Here is a 24491-nt window from a genome sequence, read left to right on the forward strand (position 1 = left end):
ATGATTGATCAAACTGTTGGGGCGGATGCGCTTTATATTATTGCCACCACGCAAGGCGGCGTGCCAGGCGTGCTCGAAGACATCGCGACGCATCCGAGTGCTTATCCCGAGCTTGCTGCCTGGGCGAACTTCGCGCGGGTGGTCGGAGTCGGGCGTGCCGGTGAGGTACCAGCGCCACCACAAACAATGGCTCAGGTGGCACCTGAGGTGGGGCTACCGGCGTCGCCGGTAGCCCCGCTAGCGGGTGGTCAGGCCGGCCCGCAGGGGGTAGACGGTAGGCGGCGGCGTCGTACGCGGGCTGGTAGCGGCCTACCCGGCCGCGGGAATTTGGCTCGCAACCTCACTCTCGGGGCCGCTCTCGTATGCCTCGCGCTCATGGTCGCGGCTTTGTGGGTCATGAAAAACCCAACCGCCGACGACGCCGCGCAGTCAGCGCCACCAACACCGGCGGCGTCGATAGTGCCTGCGACACCGGAAGCCACCACCGCGCCGCCTGCAGAGGGTGTCTTGGAAGCCACCGGCAAGGCACACATGTGCATAGCCCGCGGCAAGGATGTTTCGTGTATTGGCGTAGGCGACCATGGCCAGAACGCCTCCCACACGTTCGACGCGGACGTGAAAATCTTGGCGGCGGGTGGGGACACCACCTGCGCGAGCAGCGGCCAAGGCGCGGTGTGTTGGGGTGATAACAGGTGGAGCCAAGCCGGCCAGCAACCCTCCGACACCCAAGCACCGGCGGCGGTCTCGGGACTCGAATCCCTCGAGGTCAAAGACCTTGCGGTGGGGGATGCTCACGCCTGCGCCCTCACGAACACCGGGGTGTGGTGTTGGGGTACGGACTACAACGGACAACTCGGGGGCGGTGCCCAAGGTGATAAAGCGAGCTTGGCCCGCCAAGTCACGCTCCCGGAAGGCGCAAATCCGACGGGGCTGGTGGCTTCGCGGTTCACCACCTGCGCGAGAAATGATGCCGGGCGGGCGTGGTGTTGGGGGTCGAACGACAAACAAGCACTCACAAATGACCCGGCTGGGATTGTGGGCGTGACAGAGAAGAGCGGGCTGTGAGCGTGCTTGCGTCGATGAATATCCGCGACACTTCCAGTAAAAAAGCCGCGAATATCCACACTCGCCGAGACTCTCACTTGGTGGGTAAGGCTGGGCGGCTTGTGGGGGATGTGCGTGAGCTACGCAGCTTCGAGGGTGGAGAAGTCGATGAGCAAGTCGGTACGGCTTTCTCCATCGCCGGCCGTACAGTGGGACGTAAAACCTGGAATAAAGCACGTCAGCATATTCCGGTACTGCGCGGGCACGTCCCGCGCACCTCGCGTGTCTCTCGTCTTACGGCTCGCCGCGCCGCGACCGTACCGGCGATGTCGCCGGTGAGGTCGGCGTCGAGTGGGCGTTCCGGGTCGAGTGTCGTACCCGGACTGAGGCGTGCGACACCGGGCAGTCGGCAGGCCCAGCGGGCTGGCAGGGCTGCCTTGCGGGGTGGGTATCGGCCACGCCTCGCTGCCCGGGCATTGAATGCTGGGCGGGTGGTGGCCGTGAAAATCGCGGCTGCCATTGCCTCCGGCGTATCCATGATCGCTGCCTCTCCGGTCTTGATAGCGGGGCTGGTGGCCTCCATCATGATCATCGCGATTGTCTCGTTCATCCCCAACTGGATAGTGAATTTAGTGGTCGATGATGAGTTGCCGGAGGTCGCGTTCCCGATCCAAGACGACTACCCCTGGCGCGATAAAGTTAGGGACTCGGCTGGTAATGCTACCGAGGTGTTCAACACCGTAAACACGGAGACGCTCTACTATTTCGGGAATTGCACGGATTTTGTGTATTGGCGGGTGAACCGGGATATGGGTGGCGGCCCCGGCAGATGGGTCTACCGGCATGGTGACCTAACCCCTGCCGGTGGGAACGGCTCCCAGTGGGGAGATACCGCTAATTTGCCGGGCTGGCCCGTCATCAACAACGCAAAAGACGTCAAAACCGGTGATATTGTCTCTTTCAAGTCTGGGGTGGCTGGGCATGACCACCCGGCCGGACACGTGGCGTATGCGGCCGCAAACACCGACGGCACCCTCCTCACGGAGAATTACGGTAACGCCGCCTACTACCTCGAGCGCTTCACCCACACTGACTTCCAGAAGTTCCTGGATGACGGGCGTATCACTGTGCGCCGCAACCCAGACCTGGGCCGGAGGGCAGCGAGTGGCGAAATAGTTCGGGTGCCCGGCGGGTCGAGCGCCGTTCTGGATACGGCTCTCGCCTATCAGGGCGTGCCTTATGTACACGGGGGACAATCCCCGAGCGGTTGGGACTGTATCGGTTTCGTTGCCTGGGTATATCGCCAGCACGGGGTGACCATCAACTACTTCGACACGACGGGCGTGTTGTCGTATGGGCGGCGAGTGCCCTATAGCCAAGCCAAGCCAGGAGACATTCTCTATTGGCCCGGGCATGTGGCTATCTCGCTAGGGGATGGCCGGAATGTTGCCGCGTGGAACGAAAAAATGGGGACAACGGTCGGCCCGGATTCGTGGTGCGGGGAAGAGCCTCCGGTTGTGATCCGCATGAGCGAAAACTAACAGGGAGGGCTAGTTGTGGCTGGGATTATTTTGGCGATGCTCACCGCGATTTTCGGCGGTAGCTTTGCGGGCGGGGTCGATGACCTGAAAACAGACATCGCCTCCTACAACCAGAGCGCTTTTGAGTTTTGCACGAGCCTCAATTCTGTTGCGGTAAAGCCTGTGGCGGCGACTATTCTCGCGATTATTCTCGTGCTCGAGCTAGCTAGGCTTTCTACCCGTTATGAGGGAGACAGCAAGAGCGGCACCCAGCAGATCGCTCTCGCGTTGCTGAAAGCCGCGTTGATATTGATCGCAATAGGAAACGTCGATCTCATTCTTTCCTCGATTAATGAGGCGGGTGAGAAAATCACCGCCGGAGTAGTAGCGCAAAGCCCGGACACGGTTGCCGGGGGTGATCTTCCGGCGTCGGTGAAAACAGCGGTAGACGACCTAGGCTTAGCCGACAAGGCGGGCCTTATGCTCGTGCTTTTCTTGCCGTGGCTGCTCTCCATCGTCGCCTCCATTGGCGTGAAAATCATCGTGTTGTTGCGTTTCGCCGAGATCTATATTTTGAGTGCGGCCGCAACCCTTCCCCTGGTTTTCCTCTCGCATCCGGAGACGAAAAGCATCGGCGTGGGATATTTGCGCCGCTATGCGGGTGCGGTCTTGCATGGCGTGGTCATCATCTTGTGCATCACGATTTACTCGTATTTCCAAGTGGAGATGGTGGACGTGAATAGTTTGACGGGGGATAACATGCTCTCTACATTGACCGCGAATCTTCCGGGGCTGCTGGCCGCGCCGGTCTTCTTCCTCACCCTGCTTTTCGGTTCCTCGCGCATGGCTAAAGCATTCCTCGGAGAAGGATAGTGATTATTGATGAATGGATTTAGATGGAGGGTGCTTCGAGCTTTTTCGAGTAGAACGGGGCGAGACCGCGCAAGAAATACAGACACTTGTCGGTCGGCATGTGGGCGATCTCATCCGGGGTCATGAGTTCACGGCCCAGGCGTTTGTGGCCGCGTGTCCAGTTCCCGTTCCTGCCCCGGCTTTCGGAAATATCGGTCGTGGTGATGGTTTGTTTGCCGAGCATTTTCGAGAAGTATTCGGTGGTGGAGCGTTCTTGTCCGCCGAGGAAGAGGATTGAGTCGCAGTTGCCGACGATGGTGTCCCAGTCTTCCTTGTAGAGTGCTTTGCCTTGTGCCATGTTCTGGATGATCACGGATACGGATATGGCACGGGAGCGCATGACAGCGATTTTCCGCTCAAAGGAGGGGATACGTCCGATGTTTGCGAATTCGTCCATAAACACCTGGAGTTGGACAGGCAACCGGCGTGAATCTTCGTGGTCGGCGATGTAGATGTTGGTTTCGAAGAGTTGCTCGAAGAAAATGGATGCGAGGAAGTTGAAGGCGGCGTGGGTGTCGGGGATGATCAAAAATAACGCGGTTTTCTCTTGCCCGATGCGCTCGAGGTGGAGAGTGTCGGCCGAAAGTAAGGCGCGCATGGGTGCCATGTGGAGGGGTGCACACCTCACTCCGAGGGAGATAATCACTGATTTTTTAGTTTCTCCCGCGCCCTGTAGGTAAGTGTTGTATTGGGAGGCGGCGAAGCGGAGCCCGTCGATCGCGCCGAGAGCCTGAGGGGAGAAAATGTCTTGGGTGGGGTCTTGGCGTGCGATTTCGGCTTCCTGGATTAGCTCGCTGGTTGCTTCGAAGAGTAGATCGACATCGGACTTGCTCTCGTCGTCTTTTTCGAATGCTTGCATTTGCGCGAGCAGATCAACGACGTCGATGAGTGTGCCGGTGTTGCCTTTCGTGTAGTAGATGTAGGCGACGAGGGCGGTGAGGAGTGCGCGTTCTGCTTTTTCCCAGAAGTCACTTGAGGTGGCGGGCCGCCGCCCGGTGGTATTCGAGATGAAGTTTTCGACCAGGATGCTGATGTCGATTTCACCGCGGGTGTCTTTGAAGTAGGAGAGTGGATTGAAGGTGGCGGAGCGGTTGAAGTCGACGAGGTTGAAGCACCGTACTTGGTAGCCGTGGGCTGTGAGTGCGGCGTGGGTTTGGGCATAGAGTTCGCCTTTCGGGTCAGTGACCGCGAACGAGGTATTGAATTGCGCGAGGTTGGGTAAAACGTAGTAGCGGGATTTACCTGATCCGGATCCGCCAACAACGAGGGCGTTGAGATTGCGTTGGGTTTTCCGACCATCCAGGGACAAGCGCTCCGTGCGAGTAAACAAGAGGTTGCTTGTATAGGTTTTGTCGCGGTAGGGGCGGATCGCGGCTTGGGTGGCGAAGCGCGCGGAGCCGTGCTCGGCGCCGTCCCGTCGGGTGCCTTTCATGGTCTTGCGGTAGAGGGCGGTTAGGGCGATTGTGGCCGCTAGAAGCAGACCGGCGGCGGCGTCGATCTCATGAAAAGAGATATGGAAAGGCCGCTCAAGGAGATCAAGGTAGAAGCGGTCGAGAATATCCGTGAGTGGCAGGCCGGCTTCGATGTCGCTGCGTACCTGGAAACAGACCTTGTTTCCTGTCCAGAATGCGAGGAGGAGGCCGAGAATGGTGAGGATGTAGGTCATTGGTGTGCTTTCTTTTTCGCGCGGGTCTCGATCACAGCCGCAATATCAGCCCGGCCCTCATAAGTGAAAGAAACCCGCGGGATTTCCTGGGTGTCGGCAAGGTCTAGTGTGGGTGCGGTAGATGCGAGTGGTGACGTCGCGACGTCAGAGGCACCCACACCATCGGCGTCACCGACATCGGTCGTTGGTGTGCGTAGGCGGGTGAGGTTGTTGAAAACGGCGTGTGGGTCGATGTCTGTGTCGATCAAACACAAGCCAGGCTCGCTATACACGAGCGCCTCCACATTGGCTGGCAATAGGCGGGCGACATCGGGATGAGTGGGGGCCTCGGCTAGCGTGAGCGCGGTCAAGGGAGCGTGACCGCGTAGGAGCTGGGCGAGGGCGCGCTCTGCTGGCTCGGCTGTTATAAGCGTGAAAGAGCCGGTCATGGCGTACTCCAGTCCGGGAAAAAGTCAGGGGCAAGCGAATAGGGGGCGAGGAAGATGCCGCCGTCGTCGCCTTGCTCGATTACTCCGTATGCAAGTACCTGGGTGCCGCGCTGCAAAGCGAGTTCTTCACCGAGGTAGCGGGCGAGGCGGCCACTAGCTATCACGGTGGTTTTGATAGCAGCCTGGGTTTCGATAATGAACCGCAAGGAGGTGTGTTCGAGGTTCCATTGTGGAGTGTTGGCGATAGTGCCGGCACAGAAAATATCCACGGGATTCTACCGGCCCATCTTTTTCGAGACCACCTGGGCAGGCACAGGCGGACGCCCGTTGAGTGCGGCTTTTTTGGCTCGGGCTTTCTTCTCGATAGCACGAGCCACATCACTGCGGGTCTGGAGTTTTTCTTTCGTGACCGGCTTCTTTCCCGGCGCGGCCCCTGACGTCGGCAGTGTCTCCGACGTCGCCGGTGCCTGGGGTGTCTGGCTTTCCGAGGCAGACAGAGCGGCGGCGTCGGCGTTCGGGGTGGTGGCACCAGGCTGGGTGACGTCGCCGGTTTGCGCGGGAGCGTCTGCTTCTGGTGTACCGTCTTCTGGTGCTTGCCCCTCTTTCTTGGATGCTATCTTCTCAGGTGTGTCTTTTTCGGTGCCCGGCTTGCTCTGGCTAGCCTGTTGCCGCGTGGGGGTGAGGTCGGCTTCGATGCGGGCCAAGGCGTGTTGCATGAGCGCCACATCGCTTCCTTGGAAGTGGACAAAGTAGCCTTCACCAGCGCGCTCGAGCGCGAAATCCACACCGGCTCGTCTCAAGTATTTTTTGAGAGCGGCAAGGTTTTCCGGGGTGATCTCGGCCGAGTGGAGATCCCCACCTTTACGCTGGAGCGTTTTGATGGTCATGCGCCCGTGTTCGCGCTGACTTGGCGCAACGCCTTTCAGTTTGGCGATGTGCTTTAGGCCGCCTTGGGCGGTCAGTCGAACGGCTTGGAGTGAGCCGGTGAGGAAGTAGCCGGTGATTTTTAGGCCGGCTTGGAGAAGCGTTGCGGTAACCGTGTTGGCGATTTGTTCGCCGCCCATAATACTCATGAGAGTTCCTTTCCTTGGATCCTGGTTTGGGTTTGGGTGCGTTGGTCGATTCGTTTGAGTGCGGTCTCGAGAGCCTGGATGCGGGTGGTAGTGCGATCGATCTTCCGATCAACCACCTCACTCGACTTCCCTTCATCGAGAATGCTTTGGCGTTCGATAACGAGGGAGGCGTTTTTCTCGATCAGGTTATCGCGCTCAAGGCGAAGCTCATCGCGGTAGTCGACTAGCTCGCTTGTGCCCATGCGAACTGCGCGGGCCGTCAGGTTCACCGTGTCTGCCCGTGCTCGTAGCTTCTCGCATTCGTTGTCGATGGCGGCGAAGTAGGCGCGCTGGGCCGGTGTTTTCCCGCGCGGTATCTTCCCCGCAATCAAAGCTGGGGGTGCGTTCACGGGGAGAGTGAAAAACGTATAGAGCTGCCGTGGGGTGATCTGGGTGTGGAACGAAAAGTCTTTCGTGTTGATGATGGTTAGCTCGGCACCGGCGTCGATGTAGAGCCGGTATGTGCCTCCGCTATCAGAGATAGCGGAGGCGGGGAGTACGAGTGCGAGACTGCCGCGGGTGCCGGGAAGGAGTACCTCAATGGTGCCGTTCTCGCGGTGGTCGATGAGGTGTTTTTGGGCGACGTATTCGAAGACCTGGGTGCGCCCCAGGCGCGCGCGTAGCGCGGCTGGGGTGTAGGGTGCGCCGAGCTTTGCTCCGCGGATAGAGCGTTTTGTGCCAGGGAGCGTGAAGAGGACGTGTTGGCCTTTGGTTTCCATTTTGATACCGCGCGCGACGAGTTCGGTTTGGAATCCCTCCCAGGTAGCGGTCTCGCTAATGGCGGCGTCGATGAGGCGCCGCAGATCGTCTTTACGCGAGTCGCCACGCGCTTGGGCATAAAGGTCACCGATGTTGTTATCGCGTCCGTGTCCGCGCCTGTTCTTGATGACTGACAGACCGTGCTGACGGCATAGTTTGTCGGATAGCTCGCGGATGTCATAGACACGGGTCTTCGGACACCGCCAGCGCTTCCAGGTATCCCGATTGACGGGATTAAACAAGATGTGGTTGTGGATGTGGTCTTTATCCACATGCGTTGCCACTACGTAATCATGAGCGTCTCCTAACAGCTCGTGAATCAATTCCATTCCGATGTCGTGTGCCTCGTTGGCATCTACTTCTCCGGGCTTGAAAGATTGAATGAGGTGGTGGGCGAGAACGCTCCCAGGCCGGCCAACACTCTTATGGAACGATGCCTCGGCGTGGGTGGCCATGAAGCCTTTCGTGATATCTTCAGGCACCCACGACAGGCCCGCATTCGAAGAAACAAGAAGATGCCCGTTGGTCTTGTATGCCTGGCATACATAGTCCACTGCCTTACCCAGCGTCGTCTTGATCTGGGTCAGTTTCGTCACCGCCACGGCCGCCTCCAGAGGTGAATCTTTCTATAAGCGTTCTGCTTTGTTCCATGAGTTTTCTGGCTGCCTCAACCTGCTCAAAAGACGCCACATGAGCAGAGTTCACGTTGCGTGCGATTTGGTTGAGGTTCACGCCTAGCCTGTTCAGCTCTCTCAGGAGTGCTTCCGCTTGTGCGCCTCGGTCTGGCCTCGTTGGTATCGGCCGGCCGAGCAATAATGTGCGCGTGAACGCAGAAAAGTTAGTGTGGCCCAGGGAGCGCATCCGCGCCTCCACCCGCATCCATTCTTCAGCGTCGAAATAGAGATGCTTCTCTAGACGGCGCTTCCTCCCGGAGGATGGCGCGCCTTCCACGCTTTCCTCCTTAACGGGTTTGGGTGTCCCCATACTATATCAACCCGCGGCGGCGGGCAAGCGCAGTTGTATCCTCAAATGCTAAGCTTGCTAAGCCGGTCGGCTAGGACTAAAGTCACGGCCCGTAGGGGCGGCTTTTGTTCCTCGCCCCGTGAAAAGTTTTTCACGGGGTAGCCGGCCTGGCCAGCGGGAAAGATGCACGCCCGCGGCGTGTATTCCGCTAGCCAAGCGAAGCTTGGCGCCACGCAAAGCGTGGCATGGCGTGTGGACATTTCATGTCCACACGCAGCCTGGACGGTCAGATGATTGTGGCGCGCCTGCCGTGCCATTATAGCATTATTTTGTGGTGTGGGATGGACGGAAAAGTGGTGCAGTCCAGCGCCGGCAGCGCACGTAGACGGGTAGCGTTTTTGGTGGTGGGTGGGTTCATTTTTTGTCACAAAAATGACACGCACTCCGGCGGTAAACGTGGTGGCGTTGGTGGTGGGCGCGCGGGGCGCGTGGGATGGAAGAGTGGTGGGTGGTAGTATTTTGTTTCGGGAACTTACGCCACACCGACAGGTATTGAAGTGGTGGTTGTGGTGAGGAAGAAAATAGCGGCCTTGAAAGACAGCCCGCTGATCGCTCCGGATTACGCAAAGCTTGAAAAGCGCATCGGTGCGGTCTCGGATTTCGAGAAAAGGCTGGGTGAATTGCGCGAGCTGCGAGCAACGCTCGTGGACTTACGCGGCGCACTAGTTGAGTCAGGTTTGCCGGTCAAACAGATCGTGCAAGCGTTCGCGCTTGATAATAATGAGCGCCGCCTTTTGCTCAAAAAATACCGCAATGCGGGCACGGAAAACGCCGGCACGGGCGGTGAAACTGAAACGGAAAATGACTCTATTAGCGGCGAGGATACCGCAGGGCAGTGCGACCGTGCCGATAGATGCGCGGGTGAAAATACCGGCTCGAGTGAACACTTCCAGCAAGACTAACGGAAGTTATAAGGTAAGGCCCGTACCGCGCGATGTGCGCGGTACGGGCCTCGTTTGGCTTGCTTTTTATAGGTTTATTGTTTGCTGCTGGCTGCGTTTACCATCGCGCAGGCTGGCCGTGATTTCTTTGAGTTCTGCCTCCAGCGTGGCAAGTTTAGACTCACCTGACCAGCGCTCCTCCGTTTCGCTCCCGTAGCGCATTTTTTCGTGTTCGATATTGGCTTGGTATTCTTTCATCTTCTCAGGCAAACCATCGAGTTTGCCGATCATGTTCTCCAGCCGAACGAAATAGTGGTAGTCCAGGCGCGGGATGGTGGTTCCTTTGAACTGCACCTCCACCGAGATATCTAGGCCGCTTTTATCGGGAAAATAGCGCCGATAGTATTCAAGCTGCTGAGCAAACGCTGCCGGCACGGCGACAAGGCCGTGCCCGTTACCTAAATATGATGTCGTGATACCGAACGCTATTTTTACGCCGTTGATCTCGATTTTAGGCAGGCTATAGACCGGATTCCACGAGATAGCCCCGCCCCCGCGCGAGCTGGCCGTGCGGAAAATATAGCTTGGCAGCGCGCTCAGAGCATCATTGAGGCGCGCCGCGGCGGCTTTCCGCTCCGTAACGATCTGTTCGTCAAACTTGATAACCGGGGTGGCCGGGTTTGCGAGGGTTTCTTGGATGCGAGTGAGTGCTTCACCGTAGCGATCCAGGAACATACCCGTGGTTCCTAAGAGCCTTAAGTTTGAGCTGATGTTGGCGTTTTTTGTGCGCCAAGCAGCCCGCTCATTCTTCAAGCCTTGGATCTGGTTTTTCAAATCAACCGACCGCATGAGCATTTGGTCTCCGGAGGCGATAGCTTTCGTTTCCGCATACGACATCTGGCGTTCGGCGAGATCTTCGATGGTGCGGCCCGTATATTTCCCGGTCATGACCTGGCCAATAAACGCGGCTTTCCGCTCCAAGGTCTGCCACTTCATGGTATCCAGACTTTTCAGGGTGCAGTAGCGGTATTCGGCGACCTCACTGTTTTGGTTTTTCTGGCGGAAGACCCGCCCATTCCTTTGAATATGATCAGCCGGCCGCCAGGGCACATCAACATGATGGATAGCCACCGCCCGGGTTTGGATGTTGGCACCGGTGCCGAGTTTTTCGGTCGAACCAATTAATATTTGGATGGAGCCGGAGCGGGCGCGCTTGTAGAGCGCGTCGCGCTCAAGCGTGTTTTTCGCTTCATGAACGAAGGCTACAGCACTCTCTGGCACGCCTTTCTCGACCAAGAGCCGCTTGAGTTCGTGGTACATGTCGAAGCTGCCGTCTGTTTTTGGGGTGCCTTTATCGCAGAAAACAATCTGCAAGGCCCCGCGCGTGGGCGAGACTTCCCCGGTCTCATCCAGATACTCGTTGTCTTTGTTCTCGTTCCACACCCGGCAGACATTGTCAGCCACCACATCGACTTTCTGGTGGGTAATAGTCTCGGTGTCGACGCCGTTGAGCGCTGAGATGTTCTTGTCGGTGAACAGGCGGTAGTCGGTCGCAAACGTGATCCCATCATTCGTGAGGCACAAATAGTTGTCTTCTGTTGGGCTGACCATGCCGGCTTTGATCGCGGTTTCGCGTTCCTCCAAGCGCTCCCGAAATTCTTCCATCGGGCCGCCCAAATCAATCTCCAGGGTCTCGGCGCGCCGCTCCCCATCACTACGGGTTTTAATCTCGGGAAGATTGAGGCCGAGTTCGCTAGTGAGCTTGACGTCGGCAAACGTCTGCCACATCGAGAGCAGCTCCGGCAAGTTACTGAAGGTTGTGAAGCGTTGTTTGACGACATAGCCCCCGCCCGCGTTCATTTCCACCGCAGTGGAGGCGGAGGCGAACTGGCGCGCCCAGGCAGTGAAGTCCCCGACGCCAGCACCGGCCAAGATGTCGGGGCGTAGGTAGTGCATCATCACCCACATCTCGCCCATCGAGTTCGCTACCGGGGTGGCGGTTGCGAGCGTACAAATACGCTCTCTTCCCTGGGAGCGTAGGTAGCTGATTATCATGTCGAGGTCGAGGGCACGCGAAGACGTGCCGCCAAGCAGGCCCGCGAATTTCTCCGCGCCTTTGACGGGCAGGTTTTTGTAGGCGTGGGCTTCGTCGACGACGAGATAGTCGACGCCGAGAGACTCAAACGAGAGCAGAGAATCATCGTGCTGGCTGGCCGCGTCGTTGATCTCGCGCTTAATTGACGCTTCGCTCTCAAGCATTTTGCTCTCCAGCTTCGAGATAGAGACATCGCCGGATTGAGCGGCTTCGAAAGCAATACGGGCACGGGTCTCGTCGAGCTTGGTCTGCTCGTAGACTTTGATGGTTTCTTTACCCAGGGGGAGCTGGCCGAAGGCATAGTGGGAGCAGATGATCGCATCCCAATTACCCATCCTTGCGCGGGCGAAAAACTCAGCCTTATTGGCCTTGGAGATGTCTTCACTCTCGAGCGTGAGCAGGCGTGCGGCCGGGTAGGCGGCTAGCCATTCGCTCCTGAATTGGCCCACCAAATGGTTCGGGACGACGACGAGGGGTTTGGTGACGAGTCCGAGTCGGTGTTGTTCCATGACCGCGCAGACCATTGCCAGGGTTTTCCCGGCTCCGACCTCGTGGAATAGCCCGCACGTGGGTTCATAGAGCATGCGGGCGATAGCGGTTTTTTGGTGGTCATAAAGCTGGATTGAGGAAGACAGACCGGGTAGGGTGAGGCCACTACCGATGTCGGTGTAATCGCGGCCCACTAGCGAGTTGAAGCGCTCGTTGTAGATTTGGACGAGGCGCTCGGTGCGGGTGGCGTCAGCGAAGACCCATTCTTTGAAGTGGTCTTCGATTTCTTTGCCTTTCGCCACGGCCGCGGCCGTGGCCGCCATATCCACTAGTTTCCGGTTTTTGTTATCGGGATCGGTATATGTGACCTCAATAGTGTTCGCGTTCAAAAGCTTGGTGAAGATGTCAGAGGCCCGCATGCTTGTTGTACCCCACCGTGTTTCTTGCTCATAAGAGCGGGACTGGGCACCACTCAAGTTCACGGAGTATGCGCCGTCCTTCGTGAGCGTGAGGCTCGGGCGGCCGTCATCAAGCAGTTCGCGCAGGAATTGCTGATAGTCGCGGATCGGGATCCAGCTCGCTCCAATACTCGGGGTGATGTCGGTGAAGTCAATAGGCTCAGGCATGACTTTCTCCAACGCCTCAACATTTGGCGCGTATTGGGGGTCGGTTTGAGTAGCAGAGCGCGCCGCGGCAAGTTTTTCACGTACGTTGCCCGAGAGATATTCGGGGGCGCGGGTAAGAGCGCCGGTTTCGGGGTCGAGGAATGCTAGGCCCTCCTCGATGAGCTGACCGCCAATAACTTCTTCTCGGAAGCCTAGGAGGTAGTGCATGTAGGGCAGGTCGATACCGCCGGTTTGCTCCAGGCTCATCGCAAGCGCTTCGCGGGTCGTTTGTGCGCCTTTAGGCGTATAGGGCGCATAAAGCTGGCGCGAGGAGAGAATATCGGCGGGGGTGGCGCGCTCTGTCTCGTCATCCCATTTCTCGAGAGCAAACAGTAACGCGTGGCGGGGGTCTTTCTTCAAGACTCGGACGGCTTGCGGGTAGGTCACCCGCAAGACTTCTTCGCCGTTTTTATCTATTCGGATGCTTTTCGTATTCCGATTCAGTGCGCCATATTCTGCCACATAGGTTTCATAGGCGGTGCGGGTTTGGGTGCGTAGTACCTCGAGTCCGACGTCGGCGGCCGGGGCGGTTTCTTCGGCGCTAACAAGCCTAGAGACAAGCGTGAACAGCTCATATAAGCGGTGGGTCTCTGTTACGTATTTCTTCGCTAGGCGCACGCTCTCCCACTCCCCGCTAGCGGCGAGGCGTTCCATGCCTTGAGGAGTGGGACGCAAAGAACCAGCAACCATGCCCTCCTCGAGCGGGGCGGAGAGCGTTTCGGCGTCGATCTCAATAACCTGCGGGCTATATGCAAGACGCTCGGGCAGATCAGTAAATACGCGGGTGAGAGCAGCACTGAGATCACTAGCGACGTCGGCGGGCGTCTTCTTACCTTGTTGTACAGTGAGCACGTCGCGCCCACCCATCCCGCTCCCGGCTTCAAGCTCGCCAAGAAGATTGGCCGGGTGGTCAAGGAAATAGTTATTGAGCGCAAACGTCGCAGTACTTCCGTCTTTACGGGGTAGGCGCACGGGGTGGGTGTGTTCCCACGTGAACTCTTGCGGGGTATCGCCTGGGGTGCGTTTGCGGAAGATCAACAGGTCGCTAGCAACGCTTGTTCCGGCAGCCTCACTGTGAGCACCATTAGGTAAACGTATAGCGGCAACTAGGTCTGCGCGCTCATACAGGTCGCGGCGTGCAGCCGGGTTTTTTGCGTCTAGGGTGTAGGTGGAGGTGATGAGCGCCGCATACCCGCCAGGCTTGAGCAGATCCAAGGATTTGATGATGAAGTGGTTGTGCATCGAGTGCCGGCCCGGGTTATGGGCCGGGTCGAATAGTGCGACGTCAGCGAAGGGCACGTTACCTACCGCCACATCAAAAACAGGCGGGAGCGTGGTAGTTTCGAAGCCTTCAGGGCGGATGGTGTCGCTGGGAGCGAGGAGCTGGGCCAGGCGTGCAGCCGTGCTGTCAAGCTCGATGCCGGTCATGGTGAGGTTGTTGGGTGCGTGGGCGATGAAATGCCCGATACCACACCCCGGCTCGAGTCCCGCACCGCTTTCAACGCCGGCACCTTTGAGTGCATCCCAAATAGCCGTGACATATTCAATGTGCGTGTAGTGGGCATTGACGACGCTTCGCCGCGCAGCCTTATAGCCCTCCTGCCCGAGAAGATCGTGGAGGCGGGCGCGTGCGGCGCTCCACTGTGTTTTGGTTTCGTCGAAGACTTCTCCAAGACCACCCCACCCACTAAAGAGCGCGACCTGCTCGAGGTCACGCTCGGTTAGCCCGCCCTGCTCGGCTAGCTCGAGCGCCCGAATATTAGCGGACACGCGGGCACGCACGCCCGTGATCGTATCTTGTGGCCGCGTGCGTAGATGAGGTGGGTCTACCAGCACTCCTCGATCTCGGAGGGCGTTGTCGGGTTCTCCCATTCGATTGGCGGGTTCTGGGCTTGCCACTGGGCCACCCAGGCCGGACACTTGCGATCCGGGGTTGATTTCATCGACTGCATCGAGGTGAACATGTCGATGATCTCCCCTCGCATCTTGCCCGTATCCTCCATTGCCTGCCAGGCCAGATGGAAGAGCGCCGGTTCGCCCGATCTCGGCTTCCCCGTCACTTTCTCCAGGGGGACGTGTGCCACTTGGTAGGACTCGATCCAGAAGCCTTCCCTGATCAAATCGTCCAAGGTCATCGTCAATCCCTCGATCCGCACCACCAGACCGCGCCGGAATACTCGCAGTAGTGCCTCGGTCAAGGTTTCCTTCATCCGCGGGACGTACAGCTCCTCGTAATTCTCCTGATCGGTCAGAAACTCGTAAGGCACGTCCACTCCTATCCAGTCCCAATCCAGTGGGAAGAGTTCCCACGTCTCTACCTCGGCGTTCGGGTAGTAGTTCGGGGGTAGATACGTCTCCATCTCGAGGAAGAATTTGCGGGCCACGTCCCACTCGCTCGGATTGTTTAGCGCCCAGCGCCTCCACACTTCCCTCGTCTGGAGTGGTTCGCCGGCGTCCCTCGGGTCGATCAACATCGTTGTTCCTTTCTTGTGTTAGCCCCATGAGAGCGTCTAAGTCAAAAGCAAGCTGGCTAGGCGCAGGCGTCACCTTGCGCCTTTTACTGGCTTTCCGGTTCCCAGAATACCCTCCATATGGCGGTATATCCATATCTCCATACGCTTGTTTTGGTGTGGAAGTGTTTTTCGGGCTGTTGTCCATTGTTGTCCTTGAGGATGAGGGGGTGGATTAAATAGGGGTGGCGCCACCCAAGGGGTGGCGCCATTTTTGTGCCTCAAGGGGTCGGCTCAAAACAAAAGGAAAAATTATTGGAGGGCCGGGCTTCTAAGTCGCGCGTTCTCCAGCTCGCGGCCATCCAATATGGTCGCCCAGTGTGTGAGGTGGGCTGCTTCCATTACCAGCCAGCCTCAACAGTTACTGTTCTTGGTTTTCTATCTCTTCGAGGTAGTTTTCCAGGGCAGTAACAATCAGGGCGGTCAGGGTTGTTTCCTTGATGACTGCAAGGATTTGCAGCTTCTTGGCAAGGAGGCCCGGACAGTTAAAGTGTACGTCTTTTGGGCCGGTGTCTTTAAGGCCCGCGAACATGCTCATATCCATATTTCCATGATGCCACGGTGGGTGGGGCGTGTGGGAGTCGCGGCGTGCTTCATTTTCTTAGGGTGGGTTCTTGTGTGGTGATCGTATTGGGTGGTGTTTTTTATCGGCCTGCCCCTGCGGGGCAAGGCCGGCCCGTGGGGGGTCTGGGGGCACGGGTGCCCCTGGCGGGGTGTGGGGCAGCGCCCCACAAAGTTGAAGGGGGGCAGCAGAGCGCTGCCCCCCTCAACCGAGTATGAGCGCTAAACCAGCAAGGATTCGACGACTGGATGTGTACGGTAGTAAGCCTTGATTGACTCTTTGGAGATGATCTCCTGGGAGTGGGACTGTGGGTCACAGCCTTGCCGGGCATCAAGCCACGGCTGCTCACCGTGAGTCTTTTCGACCAAAGCATTCGCGGTCAAGTCACCGAGTTCATCGCAAACGCCGTCAATAACGGCCAGTGCGTCAGCGGATAGTGTGCCGGCTTGACTGGTTAGCTCGCCGGGGTAAATGAAGAACTTACCGCGGTGCTTGCTGAATAACTCCGGAGAAACCGGGCCGTTCACCCAGGCACGAAAATCTTCTTCAAAAATAGGAGATCCCGTTTGAGCGAGATATGCGGCCTGGCAATAGAACGTAAGCTTTTGCAATTTCATGGTGGTCATACGCCCGCAACGCTCAAGAATCTGCGCTGCTACATCTTCAATTTTAGCCATCTCGCCTCCTTTTGCCTCATATCCGTAATTGCTATGATTCTACCATGCAAGACAGTGTGCGGCCTATATCCAGGGGTGAAGCTAACAAAGCCGGAAAAGCCTTAGCGCAGGCGTACGTCGCACACGGTGGAGACCTTGCTCGCGTGGGAGAAGACGAGGAGATTCAGGAATACTTCCGACTCGTGCAAGCATGGCGTGCCATGCAAATAGAGCCTACACGTACTGTGTTTGAGGAACTACAACAAATATCCACACTTATCCCGCACTCGCTCGTGACTTTCCGATTGAAGCGAATCAGCTCGATTCTCAAGAAACTCTCACGCAAGAACACCAACCTCAAACTCGGCTCCATGGACGACATAGGCGGGTGCCGGCTTATCGTGGAAACCTGCGAGCAAGTAGACCTTGTCGTGGAGGAAGTGCGGCGCCGCTTGGATGTGAAAAAATCCCGCGGGGTCAAAGACTATATTGCTTGCCCACAAGACAGTGGCTACCGCTCATGCCACATAATCGTCGTCGTACCTGGTGAACCATTACCTTCTCGAGTGGAAATCCAGATCAGGACGAGACTCCAGCACTCGTGGGCAACGGGAGTCGAAGCAGCAAGCGCGATATACGGCCAGGATTACAAGAGCCCTGAAAAACTGGCAGGATCGCGAGCTTCCTACGAAGATATAAGGCGATTTTTCCAGCTGGCCTCGGCCCTTTTCGCTCTTGAGGAAGACCGCCCGCTAGCATCTAATGTTCCCAATGGTCGGGAAGCGCTCAAACGCGAACTTGATGCTTTGAAGTGCTCCAAGCAGATTTGCGGTGACCTTGTAGATGCAACAGATGCAACTTTCCAGAGCATCGGGAAGGCTTTTGGCGCTCTTGGCCCTAACCTTTATCTTCTCGAATATGACCGAGAAGAACAGGTTTTGTACGCTTCGCCTTTCTCGAGCAGTGACATTAGCCAGGCTATTGATTGGTATAACCAGAACGAAGAAGAAGACGTGTTTTCCGGGCGACGCGACACGGTACTCGTCTACGCCACAAGCACCGAGTACCTACATGCCGCGTTCCCTAATTACTCAACAAACCTAAGCGATTTCATTGACAACCTTGGCCGCTGTAGGCAGGCATAGGATATACCGGAGCGAGGATGCCCAGAGCCGTGTCATGCACGTAAAAACTCCCAGCCCTAACGCTAGATACAACGCTAGGGCTGGGAGTCTTGTGTTTATGGGTGCTTATTTTTTCTTCTTTTTCGGCCACGTGTAGCGAGCAGTCTGGATCCCTTCTTCTTCTTTCGTGATCGCCGTGATCTTCACGGTCTGGGTGCCTTTGCGGGTTGATACTCGTGCGTTTTGCCCGATGGTGAGGTTTTGGCCGATGACGAACCAGGTTCCGTCGATTTCTCGGAAGATACACCGCCCGCCCTTGGTTAGCTCCGCATCGCTTGGCTTGTGTTTGATATAGGTGGCAAGCACGGTGCCTTCCTCCGTGACGGCGATGACGTCATCGACCGTGACGGTATGTGTTTTCCCGGTCTTCGTTGTCACGGTGACGTCTTTGCCTTCTTCGAGGCCGGGGCCTTCGATGAAGTATTCGTCGGTGTCGGGATTGTGCCGGTAGATTGCTTGCCCGTCCGGGATGGGAGGGTAGTTACGCTTGTAGAGCGCGGATTGGACGGTGCCGTCGTCGGCTTGGATTTCCCCCACTGTTACCTCATGGCGTGTGCCGTTTTTGGTGATCACGGTTGCGGTAGCGCCCTCTGTGAGGTCTCGCCCGACAATAATGTATTGGCCGAGGTGTTGGTCTTTGCGGTAGATTGCTTGGCCTGGCTCGAGGCCCTCGGTGGGGTCTTCTTCGATCCACTCGAATGTTGCGGTGCGGATTCCTTGGTGTTCGTCGATGATCTCACCAACCAAGACAGTGACAGTATCGCCGTTTTTGGTTGTGACAGCGGCCTGGCTGCCGGGGGTGAGGTCGACGCCGGTGATGCCGATTTCGTCTTCGCTGATTTTCTTGAAAATGATGGTGCCCTCGTCCAGGGGGCCGGTGTTCATGCTCATGAGGCTTCCTTTTCTGTTTGTTGGTTTTTGGGTTGGGAGTATTTCCAGGTGTAGACATCGCCGTGGGTGTAGCGGATGGTGCAGTCGATACCGCGGTCGCGGTGATGGAGGGCGCGGTGTGCGGCGATGCCGAGGTAGTGCAAGGGTTTCTTGCAGGTGTAGCAGTAGGCGGTTTTGATTCCGGGGTAAATGTTGTTACCCATCCTCTTCCTCCTCGTCGTCGGCGTTGGTGTTTCGGTAGCTTTGCCAGGTGCCGTTTTGTTCTTTTTCTTTCATGCGGTTCATGAAGCTGGTGAGCATGTTCCAGCCCGCATTGCGATCCATGCCCGCGTTGCTGGCGGGTACGGCTGCGCCGGCGTTGCTGGCATTGCCGGCGGGTGTCTCGTTGCCGGCATGGCTGGCAAGGTTTTCTTCTTGCATCATTTCTTCGCCCCTCCGGAGCATTCTTCGGCCGGCCGTGCATCTGGGATACCGATTTCGGCCAGAGTAGGAACCTTGTCCAGGAATTCCCGAATATAGATCCGGTGTTTCCCGCACGCGTGATCCATGCCCCGCGCGTGCTCGTAGCGTGTGTATGCGTCGCGTGATCTTCCCCAGGCGTCATATTCAAGCTCTGAAAGACCGTGTTCGTGGGCATATTCAGCTTCCCTGCAAGCCTCAGAGTGGCTTTCATAAGCAGCGCTGGCTTCCCGGTCATATTCCCGTCCCATACGGAAAAGAAGATCAAGCATTTGTTTTGCGAAGTGTTCGCGGGTGGCCGCGATAATCTGCTCTGGTGTGGGGGTCATTTATTCGTCTCCGTCCGTGTCTGTGACGACGATGATCGGGTTGTCTTCTTTTTCCACGTCATCGAGAGTGGGGGTGAAGTGCCGGAGGTCGCTGATCCGGCAGCAATGCTCGATGCAAAGGAGGGCTTGAGCCTTGTGGTACATGTGCTTACCCCAGGCTTGTGTAGCGTCACAGCGTGCTTCGTCGGCGAGTTCTTGGTTATCGCATTCGAGGGCCGTTTCTGCCCGTGCTAGGCATTCCTTGTATTCCGAGCTGTAACGTTCGGCTTGCTTCATCCGCTTGTGGTTTCCGCTCGCGAGGGTTTCGGTGATTTCGTTGGCGAGGTGTCGGCGGGTGGCCTCGATGATGCTGGATACCCAGGCATCGAAAACTGTGTCGGCGTCGTGTGCGAGTTTCCCGGTCGTGTCCTCAACATCGTGGGCACTATCGGGGATGCCGTGCTTCTCGATCTCAGCAAGGCCGGTGTCGATGACGAGATTACGTACCGCTTGACGCACATCCTGGGTGGTCAGTTGGGAGGTTGGGTTGAGGAAATACATGGGTGTCTCCAATCTTGGGGTTGTGGGTTAGATGATTCCTTTAGGGGTGGCACCTGCCGGGACGGGTGTCACGTTCGGGTTGATGTGGTCGGTGATGATGGTGGTTGCCCATTCGGATAGGGAGATTCTGTTGCCGGTGGCGACGTCGGCGAGCCATGCTCCGCGGATGATGTCGGCGGTTTCGCGGGGTAGGCGGAGGGTGATTTTCACTTTCTCTACCCCGCGTTTGCTTGACGTGCTGGCGGGTGTCGTGTTGCCGGCATTGCTGGCGTTGCCGGCTGGTACGGCGGGTGTCTCGGTGCTGGCAGCGACGACTGGGTTGGTGATGGGTGCTTTCTTGAGCGTCTTTAATGCGCTTGTGTCTGGCTTTTTCATTACTGTTCTTCCGTTCCCATGGCTGTTTCGTAAGCGTTTTTGATCTTGTCTAAGTGCTTGACGACCCGTGCGACGCCGCCTGGGCGTAGGACGCGGAAGGCTTGCTCGAATCCGGCCCTGATGTCGTCTTCCCAGGAGGGTGCGAGGTGCCCGTATTTCTTCGCCAACCAGGATGTGTGTCCTAGGTGGTTGAGGTGGGGTGGGTCGAAGACAACCAGATAGAACGACTCATCGGGGAACGTAAGGTTGCGGAAATCTTCCTTTTGGTCGGGGTTGATTGTGAGGGTGCGCCCGTCGCAAAGCTGGTGGGTCTCGGCCCGAATGTCGCAGTAGATGACGCGCTCGTCGTGCTTGTTTACCCACATCATGCGCGCGCCGCAGGTGAGGTCGAGGGCGGGTTTCATGAGCAAGCCTCCGTGTCGTCATGGCTGGCCGTGCTGGCGGGTTCGGCACCGCTGGCAAGTCCGGCGGGTGCCCGAGTGCTGGCGTTGCCGGCGAGAGAAGTTTGTAGGGTCTTGAATGCTTCCTCAATCAGCGCGTCGGCGTCGCCGATGGGTGTGTGGTTGGTTGCGGTGTGGGGGAATGCTTCCCTCATCGGCATATACCGAGCGAGCAGGTAGTCGCCGTAGGTGGCTTCTAGCTCGGTCAACCACCGTTTCGTGTCGAGGCGTCCTTGCTGGTAGGAGTTCACGAGAATGCCCGCAAGCTCAAGAGCCGGGTTATATAGAGATTTAATAGTGGCGATGGTTGTGATCATCTCGGCGACGCCATCGCAGGCGGTTTCCCGCGCTGTGGTCACGATCAACGCGGTGTCTGCGGCGACGAGCGCCCCGGTCGTCAACATCCCCAGCGAGGGCGGGCAGTCCACCACGGTCACGTCGTAGACATCGCTTAGGGGCGCGAGGATTGCCTTGAGCCTATATTCCCGGCCCAAAGTGGTGTCGTTTTCCCGATCCCACAAAGCTCTATCGGCGGGGAGGAGATCAATACCCCAGCCAGGCACTTCCAGTATTGCTTGGCGTGCGGTTTCGGGTGGTGCGCCGGCGACCACCGCGGCGAGCACGTCATTGAGCGTGAGCGTGTCGGCATCTACTTCGACGCCAAGCGTCGTCGTCGCGCTCCCTTGTGGATCGGCATCCACCAGCAGCACGCGAGCACTGGAGGTGCGGGCGATGCGGTGTGCGAGGTTGGTGGCGATGGTCGTTTTACCGACGCCGCCTTTTTGGTTACAGGTCGCGATGATCATGCTTGCTCCTTTTCGGGTTGTGGGACGTTTAGGGTTGTGAGTGCCTGGCGTTGTTGGGTGTCACTAACGGCCACGTATATAACGGTGGATTGGATGCTTTCGTGGCGCATCAAGGTCTGGACGATTCGGATGTCCACGCCGTTGGCGACAAGGTCAGTGCCGAAGGAGTGCCGCAACTGGTGGGCGGTCATGTTGATTCCGTGGCGCTCAAAAGTGTCTGAGATGGTTCGGCCGACGGAGCGGCTTTTGAGGTGCTCGTCGGGGTATTTGTAGGAGGGGAACCACCACCCGTCACGGGGCATGCCGGCGAAGAATTCTTGGAGTGCTGGGTGGAGCGGGACAATTGCCATTTGCTGGCCTTTGCCAATAATTGTGAGCTGCCCGGTTTCCGGGTCGTAGTCTGAGCCGTGTATTTTCGCGATCTCATGAATGCGAAGGCCGGCGAAAGCGGCGAGCAAGATCATGGCCCGGGTGCGCTTGTGGAGATGCCCGGAGAGCACTCGCGTGATGTGTGCGTCGGCTACGGGGCGGGGTTTGCATTTGGGGCATTTCGGGGAGGGGACATTGGTCAAAGGGTTTTTGATTCGGATTTCCATGTTGTGTAGCCATACGTAGAAGGCTTTGAGGGAGCGGAAGTAGCTCCATTTGGTGTGGGCTGTGGGCTTTTTGGCGATCCATTCGAGGATGGTGTCGGTGGTGGCGTCGAGGACGTTGACTTCCATGTCGCGTCCGAACGCGGTGACGGTGCGGATGCGTTCTTTGATGGTGTTTTTGCTGAGGTTTTGGGCGGTCATCGCGGTCTCCCATTTGGCGCAGATTTGCGCGTTTTCTTGATTCATGGTGAAACTGTAAAAGCCAGCGGTTCCCCGTGGTCTTTGCGACTGTGCAGGTGAGGGGTGTTTTTATTGCCGTACTGGCTGGCAGTTAGTCAGTTGCCGGACTTGCTGGCTGGTGGTTAGTTGCCGGACTCGCTGGCATTTAGCGAAAAAATTTACGCGATAGAAGATGCGTGAGAATTACTACTGTGCTGATCGTTAAAACCGTGAAGTAAGCGGTAGGTCGAAGGTTCGAATCCTTTCGGGGGCACAGTGGGATGTCCCGCGTCATAGGTCTGCCTGTGACGCGGGAATTTTCGTGTTTTCAGGTCGGCTACCGGCAGCAGTTCACTCTGCGGCTTATAGCCCCACTCTGCGATTGAACTATGAAACAGTTTCGCTGGGCATTTCATGTCTGAAAATACGCAAAATGCATATTGATTCTGTATTTGCACGTATTTCGACACTAGAATGGTCTTTATGATACTCCTCGGTGTTGGCGGCGCTAACTTTAGAAGTTTGCGTGATGAATGGGAGCTGTCCCTCCTCCGCCCTTCGTTGCGGCATAACATTCCACCCGAAGGTGAATTGTGGCGTGAGCACGTATGGCCATGCGCCGCGATTTACGGTGCCAACGCTTCGGGCAAGAGCACCGTGCTGGAGGCACTTAACTTCATTCGAGACGCTGTTTACAATTCCGCACGCTCCTGGGCTAGTGCCGATAAGTTGCCCGTGCCTCCTTTTGCACTGGACCCGGAGAAACGGAACGCGGATACCTCGTTGTGGATTGATTTCGTGACGGATGGTATTCGCTACGTCTATAGCTTCACGCTCAATGAGAGAGCGATTGTTCGCGAAGAATTACGGGCCTATTACTCGACTCGCGCCACAACGCTTATTGATCGGGACGTGCGCGGGCATAAGGTTCACCCCACGCGGGTGGGGAAGATCAATGAGGTTTCACCCCGTGAGCTGGTTCTTTCGCGCGCCGCTGTTCTTGGTGCCAAGGTTTTAGCCGACCTCGCACGCACAATCGGCAGAGAATTACTCATGTATCGCGTAGGTAACTCCGATTATGATCTGCAGGTTCATAAGCTCACCAGCGACCTTTCTAAAAATATTGCCAAGCGGCGGCTCTATGCCAGCTTGGCAAAGGTCGCTGATGTGGGGATTGACGATATTAGTGTTGAGTCGAGGGAATTCCCGCCCGAATTACTGGATATGTTCAAGAAGCTGATTCCCGAGGAACACCAGGATGAGGAAATCACGGCTGAACTAGTTAAACAATTCGCTTTAGCTCTGCGTTTTTCCCATAAGGGTGCGAAGGATTCAATCACCTTCGCCGCTGAACAAGAATCCCTCGGTACCACATCCTGGCTCGCGTTAGGGAGTTTAGCTGTCGAAGCTTTGCGTACGGGAAAAGTTGTATGCGTGGATGAGATTGACGCGAGTTTGCATCCCATGTTGGCAACTGAGCTCATTGCTGCTTTCCAGGATCCAGAGCTGAATACCAATGGTGGTCAGATCATTTTCACGAGCCATAACCCTTATTTCCTCTCGCACGAATCTGGTACCGACTTGATGCCGGGACAGGTATGGCTGACGGAAAAAAATAATGAGGGTGCTACTGATCTTTTCTCCGTGGCCGATTTCCCTGACGTGAAGCCTGGCACTGATATGGCCAGCTTGTATATGTCGGGCCGTTTAGGCGCTACGCCGTTACTTGAACCCTGGCTGTTCCGGAAAATGATCGGCGGTCACGGTGATGGTTAGAAAACGTCCCCAACGGCGTCTGCGTGAGAGCTACCTGATTGTTACCGAAGGCTCAGTAACGGAGGTCGAGTACTTCGGTTTGTTCCAGCAGCTGATACGTGACAATCGGGCAGTTACTCTCAAAATTGTGTCCGGTGGAGGTGAACCTAGGCGAGTATTAGATAAGGCTATCTCCATCGCCGGGCACTCGGGAAAGTATCAGCATATTTGTCTTGTCATGGATACGGACCAGCATCCAACGCTGCAGGCTGTCGTGAAGGAAGCTCAAGAAGAAGGTTTCGAAGTTTTCGTCTCGAATCCTTGTTTCGAGATCTGGTTGTGGTGGCATATTGCGGATCATTTCGCACACGTACGCCCAGGTGAGCTTGAGAAGAAGCTCGTTCCCCACCTTGATGGTAAGAGCGTACCTAGCACTTTTCCGGTTGGGTCGTGGCGAGATGCCTACGAGAGAGCGAAAAGTGCGGACAAACAGAACGGAGAGGTAGGGCTGAATCCATCGAGTCGAGTCGGGGAACTGTTGAGCATCCTCGCCTCCACGTAAAAGCGCATGTACCTTT

The 24491-nt window shown here is 57.1% G+C and carries 26 protein-coding genes; 7 read left to right on the forward strand and 19 right to left on the reverse strand.

The features are described from left to right. Genes CZ322_RS04430 through CZ322_RS04440 form a run of 3 tightly spaced genes read left to right on the forward strand, consistent with a single transcriptional unit; the run spans position 1 to position 3437 of the window. Entirely contained in the window at positions 1-1065 is a 1065-nt protein-coding gene (locus CZ322_RS04430; protein ID WP_087070376.1) for an RCC1 domain-containing protein, read from the forward strand. Continuing rightward, on the forward strand, positions 1062-2585 hold the full coding sequence (locus CZ322_RS04435) for a CHAP domain-containing protein (protein ID WP_087070377.1): 1524 nt from the start codon (positions 1062-1064) through the stop codon (positions 2583-2585). Before CZ322_RS04430 ends, CZ322_RS04435 begins: the two co-directional genes overlap by 4 nt. Before the next feature lie 15 nt (positions 2586-2600). Beyond that, on the forward strand, positions 2601-3437 hold the full coding sequence (locus CZ322_RS04440) for a hypothetical protein (RefSeq protein ID WP_087070378.1): 837 nt from the start codon (positions 2601-2603) through the stop codon (positions 3435-3437). A gap of 19 nt (positions 3438-3456) precedes the next feature. Here CZ322_RS04440 and CZ322_RS04445 read toward each other — a convergent pair whose 3' ends face one another. Genes CZ322_RS04445 through CZ322_RS10415 form a run of 6 tightly spaced genes read right to left on the reverse strand, consistent with a single transcriptional unit; the run spans position 3457 to position 8425 of the window. Beyond that, a complete protein-coding gene (locus CZ322_RS04445) occupies positions 3457-5142 on the reverse strand; it encodes a VirD4-like conjugal transfer protein, CD1115 family (protein ID WP_087070379.1) in 1686 nt (561 codons plus the stop codon). Continuing rightward, a complete protein-coding gene (locus CZ322_RS04450) occupies positions 5139-5570 on the reverse strand; it encodes a hypothetical protein (RefSeq protein WP_087070380.1) in 432 nt (143 codons plus the stop codon). The genes CZ322_RS04445 and CZ322_RS04450 overlap by 4 nt, the downstream gene beginning before the upstream one ends. After that, positions 5567-5839 (reverse strand): hypothetical protein, encoded by a 273-nt coding sequence (locus tag CZ322_RS04455; RefSeq protein WP_087070381.1) that lies wholly within the window; start codon positions 5837-5839, stop codon positions 5567-5569. The genes CZ322_RS04450 and CZ322_RS04455 overlap by 4 nt, the downstream gene beginning before the upstream one ends. A 6-nt stretch (positions 5840-5845) precedes the next feature. Further along, positions 5846-6634 (reverse strand): PcfB family protein, encoded by a 789-nt coding sequence (locus CZ322_RS04460; RefSeq protein WP_159454993.1) that lies wholly within the window; start codon positions 6632-6634, stop codon positions 5846-5848. A gap of 5 nt (positions 6635-6639) precedes the next feature. Further along, positions 6640-8043 carry a relaxase/mobilization nuclease domain-containing protein gene (locus CZ322_RS04465; RefSeq protein WP_159454994.1) on the reverse strand — a complete coding sequence of 468 codons (1404 nt, stop codon included), beginning with the start codon at positions 8041-8043 and terminating at the stop codon, positions 6640-6642. Next, positions 8000-8425: a MobC family plasmid mobilization relaxosome protein gene (locus CZ322_RS10415; RefSeq protein WP_087070384.1), complete on the reverse strand. Its 426-nt coding sequence runs from the start codon at positions 8423-8425 to the stop codon at positions 8000-8002. The genes CZ322_RS04465 and CZ322_RS10415 overlap by 44 nt, the downstream gene beginning before the upstream one ends. Before the next feature lie 548 nt (positions 8426-8973). Here CZ322_RS10415 and CZ322_RS04475 point away from each other — a divergent pair. Beyond that, entirely contained in the window at positions 8974-9366 is a 393-nt protein-coding gene (locus CZ322_RS04475) for a hypothetical protein (RefSeq protein ID WP_143231849.1), read from the forward strand. Positions 9367-9432: 66 nt separating this feature from the next. Here the strand turns inward: CZ322_RS04475 and CZ322_RS04480 are convergent, their stop codons facing one another. The 4 genes from CZ322_RS04480 to CZ322_RS04490 all read right to left on the reverse strand — a co-directional run bounded on the left by CZ322_RS04480 (position 9433) and on the right by CZ322_RS04490 (position 16343). Further along, on the reverse strand, positions 9433-14466 hold the full coding sequence (locus tag CZ322_RS04480) for a helicase-related protein (RefSeq protein ID WP_159454996.1): 5034 nt from the start codon (positions 14464-14466) through the stop codon (positions 9433-9435). Further along, entirely contained in the window at positions 14421-15068 is a 648-nt protein-coding gene (locus CZ322_RS09995; protein WP_159454997.1) for a hypothetical protein, read from the reverse strand. Before CZ322_RS09995 ends, CZ322_RS04480 begins: the two co-directional genes overlap by 46 nt. Positions 15069-15465: 397 nt before the next feature. Next, positions 15466-15648, reverse strand: a complete 183-nt coding sequence (locus CZ322_RS04485; protein ID WP_087070387.1) for a hypothetical protein — start codon at positions 15646-15648, stop codon at positions 15466-15468. A 239-nt stretch (positions 15649-15887) separates the two neighbouring features. After that, a complete protein-coding gene (locus tag CZ322_RS04490) occupies positions 15888-16343 on the reverse strand; it encodes a Panacea domain-containing protein (RefSeq protein ID WP_087070388.1) in 456 nt (151 codons plus the stop codon). A 44-nt stretch (positions 16344-16387) separates the two neighbouring features. Here CZ322_RS04490 and CZ322_RS04495 point away from each other — a divergent pair, with 44 nt between their 5' ends. After that, entirely contained in the window at positions 16388-17467 is a 1080-nt protein-coding gene (locus CZ322_RS04495; protein WP_087070389.1) for a RelA/SpoT domain-containing protein, read from the forward strand. Positions 17468-17572: 105 nt separating this feature from the next. On the opposite strand, the gene CZ322_RS04500 is transcribed toward CZ322_RS04495, so the two are convergent. From CZ322_RS04500 to CZ322_RS04540, 9 genes are read right to left on the reverse strand one after another with little or no spacing between them, the layout of a single operon-like run. Further along, positions 17573-18397 (reverse strand): hypothetical protein, encoded by an 825-nt coding sequence (locus CZ322_RS04500; protein WP_087070390.1) that lies wholly within the window; start codon positions 18395-18397, stop codon positions 17573-17575. Further along, positions 18394-18600, reverse strand: coding sequence for a hypothetical protein (locus CZ322_RS04505; RefSeq protein ID WP_087070391.1), 207 nt, complete (start codon positions 18598-18600; stop codon positions 18394-18396). The genes CZ322_RS04500 and CZ322_RS04505 overlap by 4 nt, the downstream gene beginning before the upstream one ends. Continuing rightward, positions 18593-18820: a hypothetical protein gene (locus CZ322_RS04510; RefSeq protein WP_143231850.1), complete on the reverse strand. Its 228-nt coding sequence runs from the start codon at positions 18818-18820 to the stop codon at positions 18593-18595. The genes CZ322_RS04505 and CZ322_RS04510 overlap by 8 nt, the downstream gene beginning before the upstream one ends. Further along, a complete protein-coding gene (locus tag CZ322_RS04515; RefSeq protein ID WP_087070393.1) occupies positions 18817-19185 on the reverse strand; it encodes a hypothetical protein in 369 nt (122 codons plus the stop codon). Before CZ322_RS04515 ends, CZ322_RS04510 begins: the two co-directional genes overlap by 4 nt. Next, entirely contained in the window at positions 19186-19725 is a 540-nt protein-coding gene (locus CZ322_RS04520; protein ID WP_087070394.1) for a hypothetical protein, read from the reverse strand. Between the two features lie 27 nt (positions 19726-19752). Further along, entirely contained in the window at positions 19753-20100 is a 348-nt protein-coding gene (locus CZ322_RS04525) for a hypothetical protein (protein WP_087070395.1), read from the reverse strand. Further along, a complete protein-coding gene (locus CZ322_RS04530; RefSeq protein WP_087070396.1) occupies positions 20100-20504 on the reverse strand; it encodes a class I SAM-dependent methyltransferase in 405 nt (134 codons plus the stop codon). The genes CZ322_RS04525 and CZ322_RS04530 overlap by 1 nt, the downstream gene beginning before the upstream one ends. Next, a complete protein-coding gene (locus CZ322_RS04535; RefSeq protein WP_087070397.1) occupies positions 20501-21346 on the reverse strand; it encodes a ParA family protein in 846 nt (281 codons plus the stop codon). Before CZ322_RS04535 ends, CZ322_RS04530 begins: the two co-directional genes overlap by 4 nt. Then, the gene (locus CZ322_RS04540) at positions 21343-22185 is read right to left on the reverse strand and encodes a tyrosine-type recombinase/integrase (RefSeq protein ID WP_087070398.1); all 843 of its coding nucleotides are present in this window, start codon (positions 22183-22185) and stop codon (positions 21343-21345) included. Before CZ322_RS04540 ends, CZ322_RS04535 begins: the two co-directional genes overlap by 4 nt. A gap of 456 nt (positions 22186-22641) precedes the next feature. On the opposite strand from CZ322_RS04540, the gene CZ322_RS04545 reads away from it, so the two are divergent. Together CZ322_RS04545 and CZ322_RS04550 are read left to right on the forward strand one after the other, a co-directional pair. Continuing rightward, entirely contained in the window at positions 22642-23934 is a 1293-nt protein-coding gene (locus CZ322_RS04545; RefSeq protein ID WP_159454998.1) for an AAA family ATPase, read from the forward strand. Next, on the forward strand, positions 23927-24475 hold the full coding sequence (locus CZ322_RS04550; protein ID WP_087070400.1) for an RloB family protein: 549 nt from the start codon (positions 23927-23929) through the stop codon (positions 24473-24475). Before CZ322_RS04545 ends, CZ322_RS04550 begins: the two co-directional genes overlap by 8 nt. Positions 24476-24491: the final 16 nt, after the last annotated feature.

The sequence above is a fragment of the Actinotignum timonense genome, assembly GCF_900155575.1.
GTDB lineage: Bacteria > Actinomycetota > Actinomycetes > Actinomycetales > Actinomycetaceae > Actinotignum > Actinotignum timonense.

Coding starts and splice junctions, on each gene's coding strand:
- CZ322_RS04430 (WP_087070376.1), top strand. CDS start 1: ATGATTGATCAAACTGTTGGGGCGGATGCGCTTTATATTATTGCCACC.
- CZ322_RS04445 (WP_087070379.1), bottom strand. CDS start 5,142: ATGACCTACATCCTCACCATTCTCGGCCTCCTCCTCGCATTCTGGACA.
- CZ322_RS04450 (WP_087070380.1), bottom strand. CDS start 5,570: ATGACCGGCTCTTTCACGCTTATAACAGCCGAGCCAGCAGAGCGCGCC.
- CZ322_RS04460 (WP_159454993.1), bottom strand. CDS start 6,634: ATGGGCGGCGAACAAATCGCCAACACGGTTACCGCAACGCTTCTCCAA.
- CZ322_RS10415 (WP_087070384.1), bottom strand. CDS start 8,425: ATGGGGACACCCAAACCCGTTAAGGAGGAAAGCGTGGAAGGCGCGCCA.
- CZ322_RS04480 (WP_159454996.1), bottom strand. CDS start 14,466: ATGGGAGAACCCGACAACGCCCTCCGAGATCGAGGAGTGCTGGTAGAC.
- CZ322_RS09995 (WP_159454997.1), bottom strand. CDS start 15,068: ATGTTGATCGACCCGAGGGACGCCGGCGAACCACTCCAGACGAGGGAA.
- CZ322_RS04485 (WP_087070387.1), bottom strand. CDS start 15,648: ATGGATATGAGCATGTTCGCGGGCCTTAAAGACACCGGCCCAAAAGAC.
- CZ322_RS04490 (WP_087070388.1), bottom strand. CDS start 16,343: ATGGCTAAAATTGAAGATGTAGCAGCGCAGATTCTTGAGCGTTGCGGG.
- CZ322_RS04495 (WP_087070389.1), top strand. CDS start 16,388: ATGCAAGACAGTGTGCGGCCTATATCCAGGGGTGAAGCTAACAAAGCC.
- CZ322_RS04500 (WP_087070390.1), bottom strand. CDS start 18,397: ATGAGCATGAACACCGGCCCCCTGGACGAGGGCACCATCATTTTCAAG.
- CZ322_RS04505 (WP_087070391.1), bottom strand. CDS start 18,600: ATGGGTAACAACATTTACCCCGGAATCAAAACCGCCTACTGCTACACC.
- CZ322_RS04510 (WP_143231850.1), bottom strand. CDS start 18,820: ATGATGCAAGAAGAAAACCTTGCCAGCCATGCCGGCAACGAGACACCC.
- CZ322_RS04515 (WP_087070393.1), bottom strand. CDS start 19,185: ATGACCCCCACACCAGAGCAGATTATCGCGGCCACCCGCGAACACTTC.
- CZ322_RS04520 (WP_087070394.1), bottom strand. CDS start 19,725: ATGTATTTCCTCAACCCAACCTCCCAACTGACCACCCAGGATGTGCGT.
- CZ322_RS04525 (WP_087070395.1), bottom strand. CDS start 20,100: ATGAAAAAGCCAGACACAAGCGCATTAAAGACGCTCAAGAAAGCACCC.
- CZ322_RS04530 (WP_087070396.1), bottom strand. CDS start 20,504: ATGAAACCCGCCCTCGACCTCACCTGCGGCGCGCGCATGATGTGGGTA.
- CZ322_RS04535 (WP_087070397.1), bottom strand. CDS start 21,346: ATGATCATCGCGACCTGTAACCAAAAAGGCGGCGTCGGTAAAACGACC.
- CZ322_RS04540 (WP_087070398.1), bottom strand. CDS start 22,185: ATGAATCAAGAAAACGCGCAAATCTGCGCCAAATGGGAGACCGCGATG.
- CZ322_RS04545 (WP_159454998.1), top strand. CDS start 22,642: ATGATACTCCTCGGTGTTGGCGGCGCTAACTTTAGAAGTTTGCGTGAT.
- CZ322_RS04550 (WP_087070400.1), top strand. CDS start 23,927: ATGGTTAGAAAACGTCCCCAACGGCGTCTGCGTGAGAGCTACCTGATT.